Origin of the sequence: Baaleninema simplex PCC 7105 (genome assembly GCF_000332355.1) — a bacterium.
Taxonomy (GTDB): domain Bacteria; phylum Cyanobacteriota; class Cyanobacteriia; order Cyanobacteriales; family Geitlerinemataceae; genus Baaleninema; species Baaleninema simplex.
Map to the genome: position 1 here is coordinate 245,373 of NZ_KB235962.1, position 20,377 is coordinate 265,749.

The 20,377-nt window shown below is 54.7% G+C and carries 18 protein-coding genes; 6 read left to right on the plus strand and 12 right to left on the minus strand.

Annotation, left to right across the window (positions count from 1 at the left end):
- Positions 1-231, minus strand: a 231-nt coding sequence (locus tag GEI7105_RS40160; protein ID WP_017663362.1) for a helix-turn-helix domain-containing protein, incomplete at its 3' end; no start/stop codon positions are given.
- 229 nt (positions 232-460) lie between these two features.
- Between GEI7105_RS40160 and GEI7105_RS35620 the strand changes: the two genes are divergently transcribed.
- Positions 461-607 carry a plasmid mobilization protein gene (locus GEI7105_RS35620; RefSeq protein ID WP_071592152.1) on the plus strand — a complete coding sequence of 49 codons (147 nt, stop codon included), beginning with the start codon at positions 461-463 and terminating at the stop codon, positions 605-607.
- 159 nt (positions 608-766) lie between these two features.
- Here the strand turns inward: GEI7105_RS35620 and GEI7105_RS0126360 are convergent, their stop codons facing one another.
- Both GEI7105_RS0126360 and GEI7105_RS0126365 read right to left on the minus strand, forming a co-directional pair.
- Positions 767-1,600 (minus strand): glycosyltransferase family 2 protein, encoded by an 834-nt coding sequence (locus GEI7105_RS0126360; RefSeq protein WP_017663364.1) that lies wholly within the window; start codon positions 1,598-1,600, stop codon positions 767-769.
- A 253-nt stretch (positions 1,601-1,853) separates the two neighbouring features.
- Positions 1,854-3,437 (minus strand): site-2 protease family protein, encoded by a 1,584-nt coding sequence (locus GEI7105_RS0126365; protein WP_017663365.1) that lies wholly within the window; start codon positions 3,435-3,437, stop codon positions 1,854-1,856.
- Between the two features lie 244 nt (positions 3,438-3,681).
- Here GEI7105_RS0126365 and GEI7105_RS34020 point away from each other — a divergent pair, with 244 nt between their 5' ends.
- Together GEI7105_RS34020 and GEI7105_RS0126375 are read left to right on the plus strand one after the other, a co-directional pair.
- A complete protein-coding gene (locus tag GEI7105_RS34020; RefSeq protein WP_017663366.1) occupies positions 3,682-6,285 on the plus strand; it encodes an ATP-binding protein in 2,604 nt (867 codons plus the stop codon).
- Between the two features lie 247 nt (positions 6,286-6,532).
- The gene (locus tag GEI7105_RS0126375) at positions 6,533-6,895 is read left to right on the plus strand and encodes a VOC family protein (protein WP_017663367.1); all 363 of its coding nucleotides are present in this window, start codon (positions 6,533-6,535) and stop codon (positions 6,893-6,895) included.
- Between the two features lie 123 nt (positions 6,896-7,018).
- On the opposite strand, the gene ribH is transcribed toward GEI7105_RS0126375, so the two are convergent.
- The 9 genes from ribH to GEI7105_RS0126430 all read right to left on the minus strand — a co-directional run bounded on the left by ribH (position 7,019) and on the right by GEI7105_RS0126430 (position 15,916).
- Complete coding sequence (gene ribH, locus GEI7105_RS0126380) at positions 7,019-7,585, minus strand: 6,7-dimethyl-8-ribityllumazine synthase (protein ID WP_017663368.1); 567 nt, start codon at positions 7,583-7,585, stop codon at positions 7,019-7,021.
- A gap of 152 nt (positions 7,586-7,737) precedes the next feature.
- Positions 7,738-7,929 carry a photosystem II reaction center protein PsbZ gene (gene psbZ / locus GEI7105_RS0126385; RefSeq protein WP_026097990.1) on the minus strand — a complete coding sequence of 64 codons (192 nt, stop codon included), beginning with the start codon at positions 7,927-7,929 and terminating at the stop codon, positions 7,738-7,740.
- A gap of 95 nt (positions 7,930-8,024) precedes the next feature.
- Positions 8,025-8,909: a universal stress protein gene (locus GEI7105_RS0126390; RefSeq protein ID WP_017663370.1), complete on the minus strand. Its 885-nt coding sequence runs from the start codon at positions 8,907-8,909 to the stop codon at positions 8,025-8,027.
- Between the two features lie 192 nt (positions 8,910-9,101).
- A complete protein-coding gene (locus GEI7105_RS0126400; RefSeq protein WP_017663372.1) occupies positions 9,102-9,308 on the minus strand; it encodes an NblA/ycf18 family protein in 207 nt (68 codons plus the stop codon).
- A 772-nt stretch (positions 9,309-10,080) separates the two neighbouring features.
- Complete coding sequence (locus GEI7105_RS0126405; RefSeq protein ID WP_017663373.1) at positions 10,081-10,851, minus strand: PP2C family protein-serine/threonine phosphatase; 771 nt, start codon at positions 10,849-10,851, stop codon at positions 10,081-10,083.
- A gap of 17 nt (positions 10,852-10,868) precedes the next feature.
- Complete coding sequence (locus GEI7105_RS0126410) at positions 10,869-12,584, minus strand: ABC1 kinase family protein (protein WP_144054100.1); 1,716 nt, start codon at positions 12,582-12,584, stop codon at positions 10,869-10,871.
- Between the two features lie 209 nt (positions 12,585-12,793).
- Positions 12,794-13,129, minus strand: a complete 336-nt coding sequence (locus GEI7105_RS0126415) for a DUF6825 family protein (RefSeq protein ID WP_017663375.1) — start codon at positions 13,127-13,129, stop codon at positions 12,794-12,796.
- Positions 13,130-13,245: 116 nt separating this feature from the next.
- Positions 13,246-14,775: a serine/threonine protein kinase gene (locus tag GEI7105_RS32655; RefSeq protein ID WP_017663376.1), complete on the minus strand. Its 1,530-nt coding sequence runs from the start codon at positions 14,773-14,775 to the stop codon at positions 13,246-13,248.
- Positions 14,776-15,313: 538 nt separating this feature from the next.
- Positions 15,314-15,916: a hypothetical protein gene (locus GEI7105_RS0126430; RefSeq protein ID WP_144054062.1), complete on the minus strand. Its 603-nt coding sequence runs from the start codon at positions 15,914-15,916 to the stop codon at positions 15,314-15,316.
- 532 nt (positions 15,917-16,448) lie between these two features.
- Here GEI7105_RS0126430 and GEI7105_RS0126440 point away from each other — a divergent pair.
- From GEI7105_RS0126440 to GEI7105_RS0126450, 3 genes are all read left to right on the plus strand, one after another.
- On the plus strand, positions 16,449-17,864 hold the full coding sequence (locus tag GEI7105_RS0126440) for a hypothetical protein (protein WP_017663380.1): 1,416 nt from the start codon (positions 16,449-16,451) through the stop codon (positions 17,862-17,864).
- 231 nt (positions 17,865-18,095) lie between these two features.
- Positions 18,096-19,025 (plus strand): homoserine kinase, encoded by a 930-nt coding sequence (thrB, locus tag GEI7105_RS0126445; RefSeq protein WP_017663381.1) that lies wholly within the window; start codon positions 18,096-18,098, stop codon positions 19,023-19,025.
- Between the two features lie 108 nt (positions 19,026-19,133).
- Positions 19,134-20,321, plus strand: a complete 1,188-nt coding sequence (locus tag GEI7105_RS0126450) for a cysteine desulfurase family protein (protein ID WP_017663382.1) — start codon at positions 19,134-19,136, stop codon at positions 20,319-20,321.
- Positions 20,322-20,377: the final 56 nt, after the last annotated feature.

Here is a 20,377-nt window from a genome sequence, read left to right on the forward strand (position 1 = left end):
AGACTGTTGTAAAGGTATGTTTGATACCTCGCTCAACCACGCCCTAGATTCAGTCTTTTTTGCCTGAGCGATCGCTATTTTTTGGAGTTCGGACGACTTAGGTTTTTTCTCAGATTGTTTGCAGATAGCCAAAGCATCGTTATAGACAACACGAACACAGCCGAATAAACAAGCTAGGCTCTGCTTTTGTTGGTCTGTTGGATAAAAACGATATTGGTATCTGGCTTTCATGGGTTTGTCCTCCTTGAATTATAGTATACTGTATATACTGCTATTCGATCGGACAATTTGCGGTGCGACCCCGCGCCGTACGACGGCGCGAGCGCTTGCCCTGCTCGCACTGCTTGCACTGCTTGCACTGCTTGCACTGAGCTTGTCGAAGTGAGCTTGTCGAAGTGAGCTTGTCGAAGTGAGCTTGTCGAAGTGAGCTTAGTCGAAGGGTACGCGCACCAAGAAGAATATGAAAACCGAGAAAATATTTTTGAGAGTTACCGAATATGAAAAAAGACAGCTTGTAGAAGAAGCTGCTAGGCGTGGTATGACACAATCAGAACTAATTAGAAGTTTAATTGCTCGTTTTCCAGAACCCAGTAAAAAGCCGTCTTAGAAGGCTTGCCCTGCTCGCACTGCTTGCACTGCTTGCACTGCTTGCACTGAGCTTGTCGAAGTGAGCTTGTCGAAGTGAGCTTGTCGAAGTGAGCTTGTCGAAGTGAGCTTGTCGAAGTGAGCTTGTCGAAGGGACGGGGCTTGTATCCCAGTTTTTTGGTCATGGCTTTCCCGCCTCCTGCATCACGGTCAACTCCCCAAACGGCGTTTTCCAACGACGCCCCGAAGGTAAATCGCCCCAAAACTGACCCCGAGACAGTTCGGTGAGGCTCAAAACGAGATTGCGATCGCGCGTTTCAACGGGATCGCGACTGCCGAAAAAGTGATTGCGAACGGCGTCGGAATGGGACAAATGCGTCACTTCTCCCATCGCGTCCGTCGTCGCACCGAGTAATTCCGCCCGCATCAGCAAATCTCGATCTTCCCATCCCCAACCGCGAAACCTCTCTTTATATCCTCCCACCCCCTCGAAAGTACGACGGCGAGCGCACAACAACCCGCAACCGGGGCGTCGGACGTCTCCCCCACCCCCCGAGACGATCGCCACCCGTGCTGTTTTCCCTTCGAGAGTACATCGATAACTGTAGCGGGAACGTCGCAGGGCGATCGCCTGGGAATCGGTTTCTCGCACCCGTGCCACACCGCCGATGCGCCGCGTTCCCTCCCGTACCCACTCGACCAGCTTCACCACAGTTTCGCGATTCCAGAGAATATCGGCATCGGACGTTAAGAGAATCTCTGAGGAGGCGTGACGAATCCCCCAATTGAGCAGTTGTGCCTTATTGAACTGTGGCTGAGGCAATCGCAACACCGAAACGCAGTCGTAGGATTCTAACTCTGCCAACGCCGCCAGACAGTTGGGTTGAGTCGAACCGCCGTCGCAGAGAACGAGGTGACGCACGGGAACCGCTAACAGCGATCGCGCCGCCTCTCGAATTTCTGCCCGATCTTTCACCGGAGCGATCGCCGTAACCTCAACAGTTGAATCGACCATTCTCTGAGTTGAAGACAGTCACCCGTGAAGACAGGGAACGGGGAACAGGGAACGGGGAACGGGGAACGGGGAACAAGGTTTCAGTTATCAGTCACCCGTGAAGACAGGGAACGGGGAACGGGGAACAAGGGAGACAGTTGACAGTTTCTCCTCCTCTCCCCCTCTCCCTTTCTCCCCCTCTCCCCCTCTCCCTCTCTCCCCCTCTCCCTCTCTCCCCCTCTCCCTCTCCCTTTCTCCCCCTCTCCCTTGCTCGTTACAGCCCCAGGCGCAACGCCAAACTCGGCGTAAAAGGAATCAACGTCATCAACATGACCAACAGTGCCACGAACGCCAAAATTGCACGGGTGTCGTCGGGTTCGGTAATTTCGTTGAGACTCGGACGTTCTAAATCCCGTTGGATGACCAAAATCACGATCGCCCAGTACAAGGCTAACGGATTGACGAAGGAAGCGATCGCTAACACGATGAGGGTAGCGATCGTCGATCGCCCTGCAATCCGACGACCGTAAATCGCCTGCATGACGCGCCCGCCGTCTAACTGTCCGGCTGGAATCAAGTTGAGGGCGTTAATGACTAACCCCAGCCAACCGAGAACGACCAACGGATGCACGTCTACCAAACTCTTCTGGAGTGCCTCACCTAAAAACGCCTTTGCCAGCAATCCCACCAAAACCGACCCTCGGAAAAATTCGCTCGGAAGTTGAAACAAACTCCCGTCGTGGGACAGGACGAACCCGACCGCTAACATTCCCAAGGACAACAACCCACCCGCGACCGGCCCGGCGATGGCAATGTCGAACAGGGTCGAACGGTTGGGCAGCAACGACTCGAAACGGGTAATCGCACCGAAAGAGCCGATTTGCCAGGTGGGAAGGAAAAACGGCGGCGAGAGCGCAATGCCATATCGTCCGGCTGCGATACGGTGGCCGAGTTCGTGAACGAGCAATATCGCCCAAATTCCCAAAGCGAGGGGCAGTGTTTCCGTCCAGCGGTTCAAATTCTCGAACAAGTCGAATCCGAGAAATGCCCCCCCGGTTTCGAGAGTGGTTACGATCGTCGCAACGAACAATACGACCGCTAAAATCTGTTGGTTCGTCGTGAGCGGTTGGGGATCGTTACGACTCGGCAAGACGACGACGACCGTTTTTTCGTCGGGATCGTTGACGAAAAACAAACGGTAGCGATCGCCCACGCGATCGTGCAGTTTTTTCGACAGTTCCTGATGGGTCGCTTCGACCTCTCCCCGAAGGTTGCCTTTGAAAATTGCTCCCGACTGGTAGGGGATCGTCTCTGTGGCGAAAAACGTATCGATTCCGAAGATTTTTTGAATGCAGTGTAAGTCGTCCTCGGGAACGGATAGGTTCTGAAACGGGCGATCGCTTTCTCGATCGCGATCTCGGACAGAGGCGGCGACTGGCTCCGTCGGTCGTGCGGTCTCCGGAGACGGTTCGGCCGCTTCAGAGTCTTCGGACGGTTCGGCAAGATCGGAAGTTTGAGAGGACTCGTCAGATTTTGAAGACCGTTGGGCGTTCGCTAGTTTTTCTAAGTACGCTCGCTGTTCGGGATCTCGAGCTGCCGCTCGCAGTTGCCGTCCCAGCCCGATGTAAGTTAAAACGGACGCGACGATGAGGAACAACACGCCTGCGAAATTGATGAAAATCCCGGCTGAGAACAGGGCGAAAAACAGCAGCCAGGGAGCTGTGACAGAAACCGACTGTAACCAAGACAGCAAGCCGATTTTGCCGTAGGGTCGAGCGCGGTAATACCCCCAGATTAAAATTCCGGCGGCAAACAACACGATCGAAATTGGGGCGAGTTTCTCTGCTGCAATACCCATCAACGTACCTTATATCCGATTGTGAACCTGTCGTGCAGGTCGTCTGTGCGTCTCTCTAATGTAACTTTTTCGGGGATTGAGGCGAAAGGCGATCGCTGCGGTCGGTTCGGATCGATCGCGGTAGATGTCTGAATCGAGGTCGGCTTAAAATGGACGGGGATTCTTGCGGCCGGATGTCGGGCGATCGCGATTTTTGAAGATTTTTGAAATCCTTCTACCGCTTCTTTTGCTTTTACGCGCGCTTATGAAACAGGTTCCACTGTCCGCAGTTTGGGCGGCGATCTCCGTTGGCATCGCCGTTGGCAGTGGTGTCGTCGTTCTCGATCGCCTGGAAGCGCAGCGGTTCGACCGCCAGTACCGCCAAACTGTTCTCGATCGCCTCAACACGGTACGGGCAACCCTCGAAGGCGCTCTGCAACGACATCTTTTCGCGACGCGATCGGTTGCTGACTTGCTGGCGAGCCAGCCGGACGCGACGCGGGAACAGTTCGATCGCTTGGCCGAACGCACCCTAAACGGTTCGGAGTCGTTCGATCGCCTGCTTTGGTACGGTAACGACGGCGTGCGCTGGGCGTATCCCCTCCCAGCAGAAGAACTAAATCCGTTTCTCGTCGAAGCGCAGAGGACGATAAGAGACGAGGTCGATCTCGAGGTGCGGCGTCAGACAGACGGAACCCCAGAAATTTGGATAATGACCTCGGGAAGCGATCGACGGGGAACCGCCCTCGCGCGTTTGGATTTTGCCGACTTGGTACGAAAAACGGATCTGAGCGATCGCGTGCCTGACCTAGAATTCGGCGTGCGGACGACGGCTCCCGTCGGAGACGCTCTGGCGGTGTTGTTCGGCGAGGCCGATCTGTTCGACGCGCGACCGGTGACGGGAGACGTGCGCTTCGGAAACGGCCGCTGGCAAGTGGCGGCGGTTCCGACTCAGGGGTGGTCGGCGCGATCGCCGTTACGGGGATGGATTCGCCTCGGCGGGCTGGTGTTGGTTCTCGGGGCGAGTGGGTTGACGTTTCAAGTGGTGTACGAACGACAGCGGCGGCGGGAGGCGATCGCGGCAGCAACGGCTGATTTGAGCGATCGCTTAGCGCACTATCGCTCTATTGTCGATCGCGCGACGGCAATTCTCTTGTTGTTAGATGCGGAGGGACGGACGATCTTTGCCAATCCTTACGCCCAACATTTTTTTGGCTATGGGGAAACGGAACTGCTGGGGATGTCGTTTGCCGAACTCGTATCGATGAAGGTCTCCACCGAAGAAGCGCCGACTCAAACGGTCGGCCCTCCCGAGATGCTCGCTCCCCATCGCCCCGGAGAACTCTGTCGCCAAACCCTCTGTCAGCGACGAAACGGCGATCGCGTCTGGGTCGAATGGCACAATACGGTTTTGAAAGACCCCCAAGGGAACGTCACTGGCTTGCTGTGTTTGGGGAACGACATCACAGAACGATACGCTGCCGAAACTGCACTGCGTCAAGCTGACCGCCGACTGCAAACGCTGTTGTCCGCCGTTGCCGATTCGATCGTCGTTCTCGACGGCGACGGCCGCTATCTCGATATCGTCCCGACCCCCAACACGGTTCTCTGGACGGGACGACAAAACGGCGATCGGATAAAAGACGCGCTGTCGGGCGATCGCGCGATCGCCATTCTCGCAGCGGTTCGTACCGCCCTCGACGCGCAAACGATACGGACGCTCGACATGGAACTGTCCGACTCGCCCAACGAAATGTTTGCCGTGACCGTGTCTCCCCTCGATCGCGATGCTGCGGTGGTCGTGGCGCGAGATATCAGCGATCGCCGTCGCATTGAAGAAGAACTCCTCGCCGCGAAAGAAGACCTCGAACGGCGAGTTCGGGAACGAGCCGGACAAATTCAACAAACGAACAAACGTTTGCAGCGGGAAATCGTCGAACGGATGCAGTCGGACGAAGCCTTACGCTTGAGCGAGGAACGGGAACGGGAAAAAGCGACACAACTCGAGCGGGCGCTACTCGAACTCAAACGCACGCAAGCGCAACTCGTGCAGACCGAGAAAATGTCCAGTCTCGGACAATTGGCTGCGGGTATGGCTCACGAAATTAACAATCCCGTCAACTTCATTTACGGCAACCTCTCCCCCATTCGCGATTACGCTCGGGATTTGCTCGCCTTGGTCGAACTCTATCAGCAAGCCTATCCCGATCCGCCCGAGGCGATCGGCGATTGGATCGAAGAAATCGATTTACCGTTTTTACAGGAGGATTTTTTCAATGTCGTTACTTCAATGCAGGAGGGCGCCGAACGCATTCGTAAAATTATCCTGTCGCTGAAGAATTTTGCCCGTCTCGATGAGGTGGGAATGAAGCGTGTCGATCTCCATGAAGGCATCGAGAGTACGCTCTCGATCTTGCAACATCGCTGTCGCGGACAGGGCAAACGTCCCGATATCGAAATCGTTCGAGCGTTCGGTGACGTTCCAAAAGTTGAGTGTTTCGCCAGTCAAATCAATCAAGTCTTGACAAATTTACTAGAAAATGCTATAGATGCTCTCGATGAAGCGATTCGAGAAAAACAACTCAGCGATCGCCCCTGTATTACAGTCGAAACTAGCGCGATCGGCGATCGTAAAGTGTTAATTGCGATCGCAGACAACGGCATTGGCATTCCCGAAGCCATTCAACACCAAATTTTCAACCCCTTCTTCACGACGAAAGCAGTTGGCAAAGGAACGGGTTTGGGACTGTCGATCGCCTATCAAATCATCCACGATACCCACGGCGGAACCTTATCCTGCATCTCGTCCCCCGGTCGAGGAACCACCTTCCACATCCAACTTCCCATCTCTCAGCAAGACGAGAGTTGAGAAAGGGAGAGGGGGAGCAAGGGAGAGGGGGAGCAAGGGAGAGGGGGAGAGGGGGAGAGGGGGAGCAAGGGAGAGGGGGAGAGGGGGAGCAAGGGAGAGGGGGAGCAACTGTCAACTGTCTCCACTGTTCACTGTAAAAGGCTGGTGACTGGTGACTGAAACACTGTTCCCCGTTCCCCGTCAACAGTCGGGGGATTGGATTTGTTAGACTCGGACTTAACAAGACTTAACAAATCAGAGGATCGATATGACCGTTCAATTCAAACACGTCATGCTGATGGTGAAAGACGTCGCGGCCACCGTCAAGTTTTTCAACGAAGGACTGGGATTGCCCGTGAAGATGTCGAGTCCCGGTTGGGCGGAATTAGACGCCGACGGTACCACGATCGCCCTGCATTTTTCCCACGGTGCAGACGTTGCAACGGGGAGTTCTCCAATTCTAAGCTTCCACGTTGACGACGTGCATCAAACCATTTCAACTCTCGAATCGATGGGTGCCGAACTTCAAGGAGACGTTCGCGAACCCTCTTTCGGGAAAGTCGCCGCTATGCGAACCCCTGACGGTCATCTCCTCAGCCTTCTGCAACCGGCTGCCGTCGAAGCGAGATAAGAAAATTAGGGGATTTTAACAGCGAAGAGGGAAGAGTGAGGACAGCAAACAGGTAACAGTTTCTCCTCACCTCCTCATCTTCTCACTGGCGACTGGTGACTGATGAAGCTCCCTTGTCCTCCGCTACATCATCTCTTCGTCGCGAATGTTGGGCATCAAGACGTTACCGTCATCGCCCGAGAATCTGGGGACATCACCCCGATGACTGACACCGTGTTTGAGACTGTACATCAAACTAGCCATTTCAATGGCGTTCATTGCGTAACTCCAACCCAAGTTACTTTTAATTCCCGCCCGTTCTAGGGCTTGCTGCATGGTGTCGGTGGTGACGACGCCGAACACAATGGGAACGCCAGTTTGAAAACCTGCCGCTGCGACCCCTTTCGACACTTCTGCGGCGACGTAATCGAAATGAGGCGTTTGGCCGCGGATGACGGCACCGAGGCAGATAATCGCATCGTAACCCCCGTTGAGTGCCAGTTGACGAGCTACGAGGGGAACTTCAAAACTACCGGGAACCCAGACGTAATCGACTTGTTGTCCGTCGGGATCGACATCGATGCCGTGGCGTTTCAAGCAATCTTGGCATCCGGCGAGGAGTTTTTCCGTGACTAAGTCGTTAAACCGGGCAATGACGATCGCAAAGCGAAATGGTTTGTCGCTGGTAAACGTTCCTTCAAAAACTGCCATGTTGGAGAGGAGTTAAGTGAACAACGGTTTGACTTTTTGGTGTCGAACCGACAAGGTCGATCGCTGGCGAGCCGAGTCTGGACGGGCTGACAACAAACTGAACCCGGCATCTACTCAGTTGCCGGGTTGGAAAACAGCTACGAGCGAGTCGTTTAGATGACGAAGTAGTTGAGTACGCCGACTGCCAGCACGAGAGCGACCCAAATGCCCGATCCTAACCAGAGTAATCCTTTGGATCGATCCCAGTTTTGAGGAGAGGCGTACGCAACGGGAACGCCAATCACCATTAGAAACGACCACAGAACTAACGCAGCCAACGCGATCTGAAAAAGAATTGAAAACATTGTTTTGTTTTGTAAATAGGATGCTGAGCTTTCCTCATATACTTATCATATTTCGGCCGGTCTTTGTCCCGGTCGGAGAAGCGATCGCAGGGATTTTAGCGCGATCGCTCTGGAGGAAAGAACAGCACTGGATGCCAGCTTCGACGAAGGAGTTTGTTGGCGAAATTGGGACGCGACCATTCAAGCAGTCGAGGAACGCTCGGAGAGGTCACGGCGACGGCACTGACGTCTTGTTCCATCGCCAAATCCATGAACTCTGTGAGGCGATCGCCGTTTCGGACGGCCGTATCGACGGTTAGCCCCAAGGATTCGAGTTCGGTTTTGACGCTGTCGAGTTCGGCTTGGACGCTTTCGGTGGTTTCGGATTGGGGAACGCCAAAGCGGCCGTGATGCTCGATAACCCAGCCCAGCAAGCAGGTTTCGAGAGATTCTTTGGGACGCTGGCGGGCTAACTCAGAAATGTCTCGGACGAGGTGCTTGGCGCTGTCGCTACCATCGTAGGCAATCAGAAGATATCGCAGTAAATGGCGACAGCGTAAGTCGAGTTCTTCGTTCGTGTAGGTAGAAATCAACGCCGGACGCATCACGAGCATGGGAATCGTAATGCGTTCGACGAGGGCGGCGGTGGTGCTGCCAAAGACTTTCTCGTTGAGTAAGGTTTTGTTCTGCGTCCCGAGCAAGACGAGATCGCACTCGTGGTTTTTGATGGTTTTGAGAATGTTCTCGACGGTGCGGTCGGAATCGATTTCGACGTGCACGTCAACGCCTTCGGGAACGTTTTGTAACGCGACAGATAACTGTTCTCGGGCGAGGTTGAGGGCTTGTTGGTCGATTTTGGGAATACCGCGATCTTCTTTCAGAGAGACGGAGTGGAAGAATACGATGCGACGTATTCCAGTAGCGGCCAGGCTGGGAACGAAGCGAACCAGGCGATGTAAGCCATCTTGAAGATCGGTACAAATGAGAAGGTTGTGAAACATGGAACGTTGCTTAACGATCGAGAGACCTATTCTTAGATTAGTCGAATTCGTTCGGTCTCGGTGCAAAGCGATCGCTCGAGCGTCGGTTCGGTTGCAGTGGGGACAGCTTCCGTGACGCCCCGACATCCCCAGATCTTTTCCTCGGCGAGGAACGGAGCTAGAGAGGGAGGTCGCCGACTCAGAAGCAGTTGCCTAGGTCGATTGCGGCGGTGAGAAACCGCCATCGACGCCCCATTGATGTTTCAGTAGGTTTTTGTAGGTGACTTCGCGAAGCATCATTTGTTCGTACAGTTGCAGGAGAAACTGTTGAGCTTGTTCGCGACTCATCTTGGCAACCTGGGTTTCAAAAGAACGCAAGTTAAATTGCTGTTCCAAGGTTAGTTCGATCGGTCGATCCATCGGTTGTTCCTCCTCATCGATTCGGATGCGATCTTGCTTAGTCTTAGGATTCCCGTTCGCTCGTCGAGCGATAAACAGACTCTGACGTTCGATTTACGGGAGGCTCACCCAAGCTTCAGACAAGTTGTTACAGAATATAACAAACATTTGACAAAAGTGCCAACTTCTGTGATTAGACGTTGTTGACAGAGACGGGGCGAGCCGTCTTCAAGTTCCGCCTTGGTGGATGTTGTATCAATTTGTCAACGGTAAAAATGCTCATCACGAACTGAAACCCCCGATTTTACGTTGAAATCGGGGGTTTTCAAGGGTGCGAACCGCGTTCGAACGGTGTTGAAATTTTTATAAAAAATTTTGGGTCTAAAACCCCGCCCTTCTAGGGCGGCTTTACAGAGGACTGCCCAAAGCTTCCATTTCTTGCTAAAATTTTCCGGTGAGGAACAGGTAACTAACCTCTTTAAAAACCTGGCACCGAAAGATGAGAACCGATGATTACTGAAGTTTTGCGGTTCCACAGGTCAAACAGCTCGTGTGGGTAAAAACTTCAAGCGTCAAGCACGGAGATTCAGGATTTTTGGCTCCGCTGTACGGTGGGGCAGACCGAAACAGGTATCCCTCCTTAACCCCCTTACCAAGGGAGGTTGGGGGGACACGAAACGCGCCGGCGTGATGAAGACCTCTGGACATTTGGCTTACGGGTCAAATGTGTAAGTTTTGTCGTTGAGCCAAGAATCCCCACGCCGTAATAGCTGGGGAGTGTCAAAAAATTCGGTCAAGGGGTGGGCGAGTCGTCTGCATCGACGGCCGCGATCGCGATCGAGATGACCGTAATATTGTCCCGTCCGCCCTCTTCTTTAGCCGCTTCGACCAATCGCACGACCGACGTTTCGCAATCGCGATGATTTTCCAGTTCCAAAGCGATCTGCTCGTCGGACAACTCCTCGGTCAGTCCGTCGCTACAGAGCAAAATGCGATCGCCCGGTTGCAAATCTAAGGAAAAGATTTCCACCTCTCCCATATCTTCGCGTCCCAGACACTGAGACAGCACGTGACGCCAGGGATGAACGCGAGCCTCCTCAGCCTGTAACGCACCGGCTTTTACCGCCTGCGCCACCCAGGTATCGTCTTCTGTCACCTGTTCGAGATGGTTGTCTCGGAACCGATAGATCCGCGAATCACCCAAATTCGCGCACCACAACTCGGGGGGCGCACTGTCTTCGGGTTGGTAAAGCAAAGCCGCCACCGCTGTCGTTCCCATATCGGCGTTTTCTGGATGCACCGTTTGATCTTCGATAATCGCCCGGTTCGCCGAACGAAACGCTTCTTTGAGGAGAACTTCCGGGGTCTCCATCTTGACAAGGCGTTCTTCGAGATACGCACAAATCGTTTCTTTGGCGATACGACTGGCTTCTTGGCCGGCTGCGTGGCCGCCCATTCCGTCGGCCACGATAAAAAAGCGACCTTGAGGATCGATGTAGTAAGCGTCCTGATTGATGGCTCGGACGAGACCTTTATCCGTGCGACCAGCAAAGGCGGATTTCATAGCAAGAAAGACAAACGTTAAAAGCGATCGGCGCGATCGAGCCGGGCGAGCAATCTCAACAGTGCTACCACGAGGGCGATCGCCAGCAAAGCAACCGCGCCCGCAATCCACACGCGGCCGTTAACTAATAAAATCGTAGCCGATAATGTAAACGCACTGATTAACAAAGTATAGTTCGTACTCAACTGCATCCCGACCGTGCGCCGCAATACGCGATCGGTATCCGTCGCGCGAACCCGAACGCGAATATCGCCCCGTTCGAGCTTTTCGAGGGTGTCCTCAATGCGGCGAGGCAACCCCAACGCCGTCGAACTCACTTCGCTAGCTTGGCGACTGAGTTCGCTGAGGATACTGTTGCCGTACTCTTCTCTTCCTTCGTTCATAAGATTTAAGGCAAAAGGCTTGGCCACCTCCATAAAATTAAAGTCTGGATCGAGACCTTTGCCTACCCCCTCCAGGGTCGAAAACGCCCGCATGACGAACGTAAACGTTGCCGGGAAGCGAAACGGCTGGTCGTAGGCAATTTCGTAAAGGTCGTCTGTAATCGCTTCGACGGACTGCTCCTCAAAGGGCTTATCCATCAAATTATCGAGAATATACTGAATCGCACGGCGCACGGGACCGGGATCGTCCATCGGCGCGAGCGCTTCGACTTCGACTAACGCCACGACGACGCGATCGGCATCTCGTTGCGCGATGCCAAAAAACAACTCCATCATTTTTTGGCGCAGGTTAGACGTAATCTGCCCCATCATGCCGAAATCGTAAAAGATGAGCGACCCTTCCGGGCTGACTGCCAAATTTCCCGGATGGGGATCGGCGTGGAAAAATCCGTAATCGAGCAGTTGCTTTAAGTAGGCCATTGCCCCCAAACTCGCCAGTTTCTTACGGTCGAGTCCGGCGGCCTCGAGGGCGTCGTAGTGGCTGATTTTAATCCCCGGCACGTATTCTAACGTCAGAACCCGAGACGAGGTATAGCGCCAGTACACGCGGGGAACGCGCACCCACTCGACACTGCGGAAGTTGCGGCGAAAGGTGTCGGCGTTGCGCCCTTCGTTGAGATAGTCGATTTCGAGATAGAGGATACGACAGCACTCGTCGTAAATCCCCATCCAGTCCCGTCCTTTTCCCCATTCCGAGTGGTTCTGTAAATATTGCGCCACCCCTCGAGCAATGGACAAATCGATATCGAACAGTCGCTTGAGTCCCGGTCGTTGCACTTTGACCACGATTTCTTCGCCGCTGTGCAGTTGGGCTTTGTGAACTTGTCCCAAACTCGCCGCCGCCAGTGGCACCGGGTCGAAAAAGCGATAGAGTTCCTTCGAGGACTTGCCGAAATCTTCTCGAACGATCGCCTCGGCTTGCTCGTAATCGAAAGCCGGAACGCGGTCTTGAAGCTTCGACAGTTCCTCGACGTATTCGGCCGGGAACAAATCCGATCGCGTTGAAAAAAGCTGTCCGAGTTTGATAAACGTCGGTCCGAGGTCGAGAAAGGTTTCTCGAATCCAGCAGGCGAGGCGGCGGCGACGTTCGGTCGCTTTCGCGTCCGTGTAACCGCCTACATAACTCCAGCGACGTTTGTTGAGCCATAACGTAAAGAGAAACCGAGAGACGAACGACCAAACCTCGAGGCGGCGACGAGTTTTCGAGTAGTTCTTGCGGTTCCAGCGATAGGATTTCGAGGCATAGCTGACGCCGCGATCGCCGCTCGAGTTCGAACGAATTCGGTCGATCGCCGCTCGGTCTCCAAGGGGGGCGCGACCGTTGCGAGCGGGTTGGGTAATAGAGTCCTCAGACAGGGCAGACACTCGGTTTCCGTTCCTGGGGTTAACGTTAGCGGTTTGGGCAGCAAGACAACAAGACGACGACACCCTCGGCCGCTCCTATCGAGATCGATAGGGAGTTTTGGGGGGCGATCGTTTGGCCGGGGATACCGGGAGAGTTATTCCGACGGCGCGGTTTGGTTGCGATACCGTTGGAGTTCCGAACGCAGTTGAGCGATTTCAGCCCGCAGGTTATCGACGAGCGCTTGTAAGTCGGTATCTGTCGAGACGGCGGTACTGACGCCACTGATGGCGCTCTCCCGAGACGTATCGGTTTCGAGAGACTCGACACGCTCCATGACGCGATCGGAGAACTGACGGAGATTTTCGCGCTGTTCGGCGTCGAATTTTCCCAGTTCGCTCAAGGAATTGGTCAGGGCTTTTTCGAGCGTCGAACCGATTTCTTCAGCGAGGACGCGACCCACAAGAAAGGCGTGGACGGGAGATTTGCTCATGACGCGATCTGATTATTAAGCTTCCGTAACAAAATTATAACGTTCGATCTCGAGCATCGAACACGCGAACGGGGAGGATTGGGGAAATTTCACGGCGACTTCCCCCGTTTTTCCCGTTACGAGGTCGAACTCGAAGGGACTTCTTTAAACGGCTCTAGGTTCTCTTTTTCGGGGGAGAGTTCGGGGACGGGTTCCGGTTCGACCGGCGTGTTTTTGAGATCTTCCCAAATCGGGGGCTCGCCAGACGGCGTCGCCTCTACGGGTTCGGGAGACGCATCCGACCAAACGGTGGGCGCTTCGGGGTCGGTGGCGGTAAACGGTTCCTCGGATAAAACGGGTTCGGATTCGGATTTGGCTGTCGGGGCTTCGGTTTGAACGGGAACGAATCCAGAATCGTCGTGATAGGGTGCCGAGGTCGGTTCCGCCCAGGAAGGGGTCGGCTCGACGGTGGAGTTGGGGGAGTTCGCTGCGGGCCAGTCGTTGCGAGAGTATTCGGTTTCTGTTTCGACCGGTGGGGTATAGGTCCAATCTCCCGGTTTTTGGAACGGCTCCTCGAAGACTTCGGTATCGGGATTGGGGAAGTCCTGGGGTAAGGGAGGTGGGGTCGATCGCAGCAGTTGGGAAGGGGGCGCGTCGGGGCGATCGGCCAGTCCCGATTTTAGGGCGACGACGATCCCTGCTCCTCCGATGGCGGCGACGATGGACGTGGAGAAAAACAAGGCCGGCACCCACGGACGAGCGAAGATGGGTTTGGGGGGCTTGCTGGGTTTGGCTGTTTTCTGAGGTTTGCCAGTCGAGGGGTTGGCCGAGACGCCGACGACAGGACGATCGCGGCGAGACGGCGGTAACAGGGCTAACCATTCGTTCACCCGAGTCGGGCGTCGTTGGGGATCGAGTTCGAGTCCTTTGGCGATCGCGCGATCGAGGTCGGGGTCGAGCGCGGTTCGATCGGGCCGCAGTTCGTTGAGGGGAACGCGATCGCGTAAGGCGGCAATGGTGGGCGGTTGACCGCTCAGTAAGGTGTAGAGGGTAGCGGCGAGGGCGTAAACGTCGGTCGCGGGGGTTCGCGGTCGGTGGCAATCGTACTGTTCCGGGGCGGCGTATCCCGGCGAGAGCAGGTTGCTGTGAGTCCGCTCGACCTCGGGATCGAGATCGCGCGTCAGTCCGATTTCGACGAGAACGACGCGATCGCTACCGATGGTGCGGATGGCGTGTTCGGGTTTGACGTCTCGATGTAGCAAGCCGTTTTCGTGTAATGCTTCCACTGCTTCGGCGAGTTGTCGGACGTAATCGACCGCGCGATCGACTGCCATCGGCTTTCCGTCGCGAACCAATTGCGCTAGAGTCGCTCCGGGAATGTAATCCATGACCGCGAAGGGCTGACCGTTTTCTTCAAACAGGTCTAAAACGCGCGGGAGGTTGGGATGGTGACAACGTGCGAGGAGGCGCGACTGCTCGACGAACCGACGTACGAATTCTTGGCTGTCTGGGTGTGACAGCAGGGTGTCGCTGAGGGTTTTGATAACGACCGGTTGCCATAGCCGAGCGTGGGTCGCGCGGTAGGTCGTGCCGAAATATCCCTGACCGAGCGTGTCTTCGATGGCGTATTTTCCGCCTTGTAGGAGAGTGCCTGCCCGAACCTTCATAAAATTCTCAATGTGAATTTCTACTTATCGAAAATTTTGGGTCGAAAACCCCGTCCTAGAAGGACGGCTTTAACTTAGCATGGTAGACTAGATACCACTGGTTAAACTGACTAACGAAAACCAAGTTAGTCAGTTTAGCTCACATTCCAATCGAATGCGATCTTTTGGCGGTGGGACACACCGTTACAGCCTGTGAAGCGAGTGTAAGACGCAGTCTTCGCAGCTCTCGGAGCTTGCATCCGAGAGAACGAAGACTTGAAGGATCTCGATCCGGAGAGCAACTGCGAAAAACTCGAGAGAGAAGGAAGCAGGAACCCAAATCGCGAGGTTTGGGAATCACCGCCCTGGAAGGACGGTGAGGATGTCAAGCTAGAGCAAGTTGCTCGTTCGAGAAAGGGAGATGGGGAGAGGGAAGACAGTCACCTTTTACAGTGAGCAGTGAACGGTGAGGACAGTTGATAGGGAACGGGGAACGGGGAACCGGGAACCGGGAACATTTTCTTCCTTGGCTCCCCTGCGTTAAGAAATGTTGAAAAAATCAGGGAATTTTGAAGGAATGGGGACGAACGCTAACTTGTCCGTGTTCGTCGAGACAGAATTCGGGTAAGTTGACGGCGTAGATATGATGGCAGTCTCGAGCTTTTAATGCTGTTAGCTGTTGTTTGACGGTTTCGATGGCAGCGTTCATCGCTTCGATGCCTTTTTGGGCTTCGGTTTCTCGTTCTAGGCGACGGCGAGCTTCGGCAATTTGTTCTTCGAGACGTCGATGCTGCTGTTCTTCCTCGGCGAGACGTTTGTGAATCCAGTCAAGGGCGACCTGTAAGCCTTCGGCTTTGGCTTTCCAGGTATACCGAGCTAACGCCGACTGCGTGGCGGACTCTAACAGCGTTTCGGCTGAGGTTCCCGTAGGGGCTTCTGGGGGTTTGGCAGCTTCAGTTTTGGCAACGTCTAGCTGGGGAACCAGGCGATCGCGTTCCTCGCGCAGCGATCGTAAACGCTCGGTTAGCTCGGCTTGACGGGTGACGAGATCGTCGAGCCAAGCGGGAAGATCCTTGGACATGGCTGGAATGAATTCCTCAAACGGCAACAAATAGCAACTCGATAACTCGATAAATGGTGCGGGAAAGAATTGCTCGGGCAACTTCAAATTCTTAAATTCAATGTCTGGTTTTTTTCTATTGAAGTCAATTCTTCGAGGTTTCGGCAACTGGAGATCGCCTTACGCGAACCTATCGGTCAGCCCGGTTCGGAAAATGGCAGCCCGAGAATTTATCGAGTAGAGTAGAATTGGTGTCGTGCTGAGTCGAGATCGCGTCCGCCCAACCCCAACTGTTTCGATTGAGTTTCCTCGTCTAATCTCTCGAGTCGCCTGAGACGGAACGCGCCACCATCCAAGCGACCCTCAAGGTCTCGAGAATCGAAAACTCCAGCGTCCGTCCGTTTGAAGCGCGATCGCGTCGAGTCAGACCGCGCGAGGTGGAAGAGGCGACTCTTAAAGCGCACGGGCGAGACCCATCCAAGCCGGTCAGTTACCAAGCTAGTTCGTTAAGAAACCCGAACAAATATCTCGATCGATATTTTAAATATCCATATCTAACCCGTACCGAGAAGAATCGAGATCGTCTAAAATTGCCACCAAGCACGCGAGTCAGGGAAACTCACGAGAGGGATCGATGGATTTAGAAATCGCCTACCAACGCTGTTTAGACTGCCTGGTTCGATCGATCGACGAACTTGCAGCACCTCCTCCCCTCGAGCAAATCGAACCCATCGCTTCGCTGATCGTACAAGCCATGACGGGTCAGTGGCGGTACTTCCACACGCCGTCTCATATTTTTGAGGTGGGAGGTTCTGACGATCCGATCGAGGTTTTGGCGGCTTTGTTCCACGACTTGGTATACGTTCAAGTCGATTCGGGCATTAACCTCAATGTCAGTCGCTACATCTCGAGTTACATCAAGGAAGAGGACGGACAGATCGTCATTTTAGACGAGGCCGAACTTCCCGACGATCGCGGTTTTGAAATCGCCCTGCGGGTGTTCGGGTTTAAAGCCGGTCAGATCCTCGATCCGTTTCGCGGACAAAATGAATTTCTCAGTGCGGCGATCGCGACTTGTGTGCTATCGCCGTTTCTCCCCACGACAGATCTCGTGGCGATAGCGGCCTGCATCGAGGCGACGATTCCCTTTCGCGGAACGTCTCCTGAAGGACTGACCGCCAGCGAAACCCTACAGAAAAATATCGAATCGATCGACCGAGACTGGAATCTCGGATGGACGCTCGAAGACGTGTACGCAATCGTCCAGCGAGCCGTGCGTCTCGCCAATCGAGACGTGGAAAACTTCGCGCTCCCCAACTCGGCGGAATTTCTCGACAATACCTGGAATTTGTTACCGGAAACGAATCACGAGTTGATCGGTGCCAATTCTTACACGGTTCGGGGCTATCGTCGCTCGATTCAAAAAATGGAAGGATTTATTAATTTCCTGAAGCCCGAACGGGTGTTCTCGCAGTATCGGGGGGAACCGGACGACGAAACTTACCAGTGTTTGCTGGAAAATACCCGTAAAAATTTAGAAACGGCGAAACTGTACTTAGGCATCAAGCTGATTACGATCGCCGTTCTCGAAGCCCTCTCCTATCGACTCGGTCGCAACGTTCACATTTCGACGTTGATGGGCGAGTTTCCCGAACCCGGCGTTCGCACGCCCGCCCTAGAACAGTATCTTCCGCCCATCTCGATCGAACATCCGCCGCGTACCGCCTTGGAAGCCGAAGTTCTAGCCCTATTGAGCAAAGGACGCACCCGCGAGTCGGCTTACGATTTGAAAAACTCTCCGGTGGCGACGTTCATTATTCGAGCGGTGGGCTTTGAATGCGTGACGGATTTGTTGGTAGCGGCGAAGGAGTTTTTAGCGGGTAAGCTGCCGTCTGAGGCGTTTCTCCAGCATAAGCTGTTACGAAACAGTCAGGTCGATATCGTCGAAACCCTATCGCGGGGCGTGGTGCGACTGGCACAGAGTCGGGCTTTGATGTTCGATCTCGATCGCGATCGGGAAACCGACTCGATCGATCCGATTCGCGTTTGAGATCCCGGCCGACGTCGCTGCGGACTCCCCAAACGAGGCGATAACGGGGTCGGGACGACAGGCGAGCGAAGGACGAAGAGACGCCAACCGTCACGCGATCGCGGTCGAAAATAGGGCGAGGAGGTGGGGCTTACCTCGAGAAAGGCGGAGGTTTCGACGCCTAATTGTCCCCTGGCCGGGATAAAATTTGCCAATGTGCTAGATCCGCATCGCTGACATCGACGATCTCGAATGACTAACACCGTTACCGTCACCGTTCCTGCTACCACGGCGAATTTGGGACCCGGATTCGATTGCTTGGGGGCAGCTTTGACCCTCTACAATACGTTTGAGTTTTCTCCCCTGAAGCCGAAGGCAGGGCAGTTACGCACCTTTGAGATCGCCGTTCGGGGCTTGGAATCCGAGCGCGTGACCACTGACGACAGTAATTTGGTTTATCGCGTTTTTGCCAAATTGTTCGAGAAGATCGATCGCCCGATTCCTCCTGTCCGTATCGAGATTTCTTTGGGAATTCCCCTAGCCCGTGGGTTGGGCAGTTCGGCAACGGCGATCGTTGGAGGGTCGATCGGAGCCAATCAGTTGGCTGGAAACCCCCTGAGCCGCCACGAGTTAATGCGTTTGGCGATTTCCATCGAAGGCCATCCCGATAACGTGGTTCCGGCTCTCTTAGGCGGCTGTCAGTTGGCAGCCAGTGACGATCTCGATTGGTCGGCTTGTGAGATTGCTTGGCATCCCGATGTGGTTCCCGTCGTCGCGATTCCCGAATTCGAGCTATCGACGGCCGAGGCGCGACGCGTCCTTCCCGATCTCTATTCCCGTAGCGACACGGTGTTTAACACGGCACACTTGGGTCTTCTTGTCAAGGGTTTAGAAACGGGAAATCGGAAATGGTTGACGGCGGGAATGCTCGATCGCGTCCACCAACCCTATCGCCAGAAACTCATTACCGGATACGCGGCCGTTCGCGCCGCAGCGATCGCCGCTGGAGCTTACGGGATGGCTATTAGCGGTGCCGGGCCGACCCTGTTGGCGTTGACCTCGAGAGATCGCGCCGATCGCGTTGTCGAAGCGATGAAAACCGCCTGGGATGCAGCGGGAACGACGGCCTTCGTGCGATCGCTTCAAATCGATACGAAAGGCGCGAAACTCCAAATAAATTGAGAATTTCTAACTCGAAAATTCTCGAATCTCAACCATTCCAGAAACCGACGATAAGCTAGATCTAGGGGAAATCTCAACAGAGGTAGCGCAAGAGCGCTCGCAAGCATCATGCAAATCTACTTGGATCACAGCGCGACGACACCCACGCGCCCGGAAGCGATCGCCGCGATGACCGAAGCGTTGAACCATGCTTGGGGGAATCCCTCGAGCTTACATCACTGGGGTCAGACGGCCGCCACGACGATGGAAACCGCGAGAATTCAAGTGGCGGGGCTACTCAACGCCGAACCGGACGAGATTCTGTTTACCAGTGGCGGAACTGAGTCCAATAATTGGGTGCTGTCGGGAATTGCGCGTCAATACGAGACTCCCCAACATCTCATCGTCTCGAGTGTCGAACATCCGGCGGTGTCCGAACCGGCCCGCGAGTTAGAACGTCAGGGATGGCGCGTGACGTACTTAGGGGTCGATCGCGCCGGACGAGTGAATCCGAGGGATTTGCAGGAAGCGTTACGCCCCGATACGGTACTGGTTTCGGTCATTTACGGACAAAGCGAAGTCGGGACGGTGCAACCGATTCGCGTCCTCGGAGATATCGCGCGATCGAACGGGGTACTGTTTCATACAGACGCCGTACAGGTGGCGGGACGACTCCCGATCGACGTGCAACAACTTCCAGTGGATTTTCTGTCTCTCTCGAGTCACAAGCTGTACGGTCCGAAAGGGAGCGGGGCGCTGTACCGGCGGTCTGGCGTCGAATTGTTGCCCTTGTTGAGCGGTGGCGGTCAGGAAATGGGATTGCGATCGGGAACTCAGGCGGTTCCGAACATCGCTGGGTTTGGCGTGGCGGCGGAACTGGCGATGCAGGAGTTGGAAGCCGAAGCTCAACGGTTGACGCGACTGCGCGATCGCCTCTTCGATCGCCTGTCTTCAGTTTCCATGTTACGACCGACGGGCGATCGTACTCATCGACTCCCCCATCACGTCAGTTTTTGTTTGACGGACGCTGACGAACGCCTGACGGGGAAAGCGATCGTGCGTCAATTGAACCTCGCTGGAATCGCCATTAGTTCCGGTTCGGCTTGTCACAGCGGGAAACTCTCCCCGAGTCCCGTGTTGTCGGCGATGGGATACAGCGACACCTTAGCTAAACGGGGAATTCGTCTGACCCTCGGACGCAGCACCACCGAAGCCGATATCGACTGGACGGCGATGGTGTTGAAACAGATTTTAGAGCGATCGCGATCGATGGCCGAAGCTGTGAGGTCACGACGAACGTGCCAGCGATCGCCCTAAAAGTGTATAGCTCGGCACAAAACGTCAAGGGGGTTTTTTAAAGTTTTCGTAAAGCT

Excerpts from the sequence above, each read along its gene's own strand:
- GEI7105_RS35620 (WP_071592152.1), top strand. The coding sequence starts at position 461 with ATGAAAACCGAGAAAATATTTTTGAGAGTTACCGAATATGAAAAAAGA.
- GEI7105_RS0126360 (WP_017663364.1), bottom strand. The coding sequence starts at position 1,600 with ATGGTCGATTCAACTGTTGAGGTTACGGCGATCGCTCCGGTGAAAGAT.
- GEI7105_RS0126365 (WP_017663365.1), bottom strand. The coding sequence starts at position 3,437 with ATGGGTATTGCAGCAGAGAAACTCGCCCCAATTTCGATCGTGTTGTTT.
- GEI7105_RS34020 (WP_017663366.1), top strand. The coding sequence starts at position 3,682 with ATGAAACAGGTTCCACTGTCCGCAGTTTGGGCGGCGATCTCCGTTGGC.
- GEI7105_RS0126375 (WP_017663367.1), top strand. The coding sequence starts at position 6,533 with ATGACCGTTCAATTCAAACACGTCATGCTGATGGTGAAAGACGTCGCG.
- ribH (WP_017663368.1), bottom strand. The coding sequence starts at position 7,585 with ATGGCAGTTTTTGAAGGAACGTTTACCAGCGACAAACCATTTCGCTTT.
- psbZ (WP_026097990.1), bottom strand. The coding sequence starts at position 7,929 with ATGTTTTCAATTCTTTTTCAGATCGCGTTGGCTGCGTTAGTTCTGTGG.
- GEI7105_RS0126390 (WP_017663370.1), bottom strand. The coding sequence starts at position 8,909 with ATGTTTCACAACCTTCTCATTTGTACCGATCTTCAAGATGGCTTACAT.
- GEI7105_RS0126400 (WP_017663372.1), bottom strand. The coding sequence starts at position 9,308 with ATGGATCGACCGATCGAACTAACCTTGGAACAGCAATTTAACTTGCGT.
- GEI7105_RS0126405 (WP_017663373.1), bottom strand. The coding sequence starts at position 10,851 with ATGAAATCCGCCTTTGCTGGTCGCACGGATAAAGGTCTCGTCCGAGCC.
- GEI7105_RS0126415 (WP_017663375.1), bottom strand. The coding sequence starts at position 13,129 with ATGAGCAAATCTCCCGTCCACGCCTTTCTTGTGGGTCGCGTCCTCGCT.
- GEI7105_RS32655 (WP_017663376.1), bottom strand. The coding sequence starts at position 14,775 with ATGAAGGTTCGGGCAGGCACTCTCCTACAAGGCGGAAAATACGCCATC.
- GEI7105_RS0126440 (WP_017663380.1), top strand. The coding sequence starts at position 16,449 with ATGGATTTAGAAATCGCCTACCAACGCTGTTTAGACTGCCTGGTTCGA.
- thrB (WP_017663381.1), top strand. The coding sequence starts at position 18,096 with ATGACTAACACCGTTACCGTCACCGTTCCTGCTACCACGGCGAATTTG.
- GEI7105_RS0126450 (WP_017663382.1), top strand. The coding sequence starts at position 19,134 with ATGCAAATCTACTTGGATCACAGCGCGACGACACCCACGCGCCCGGAA.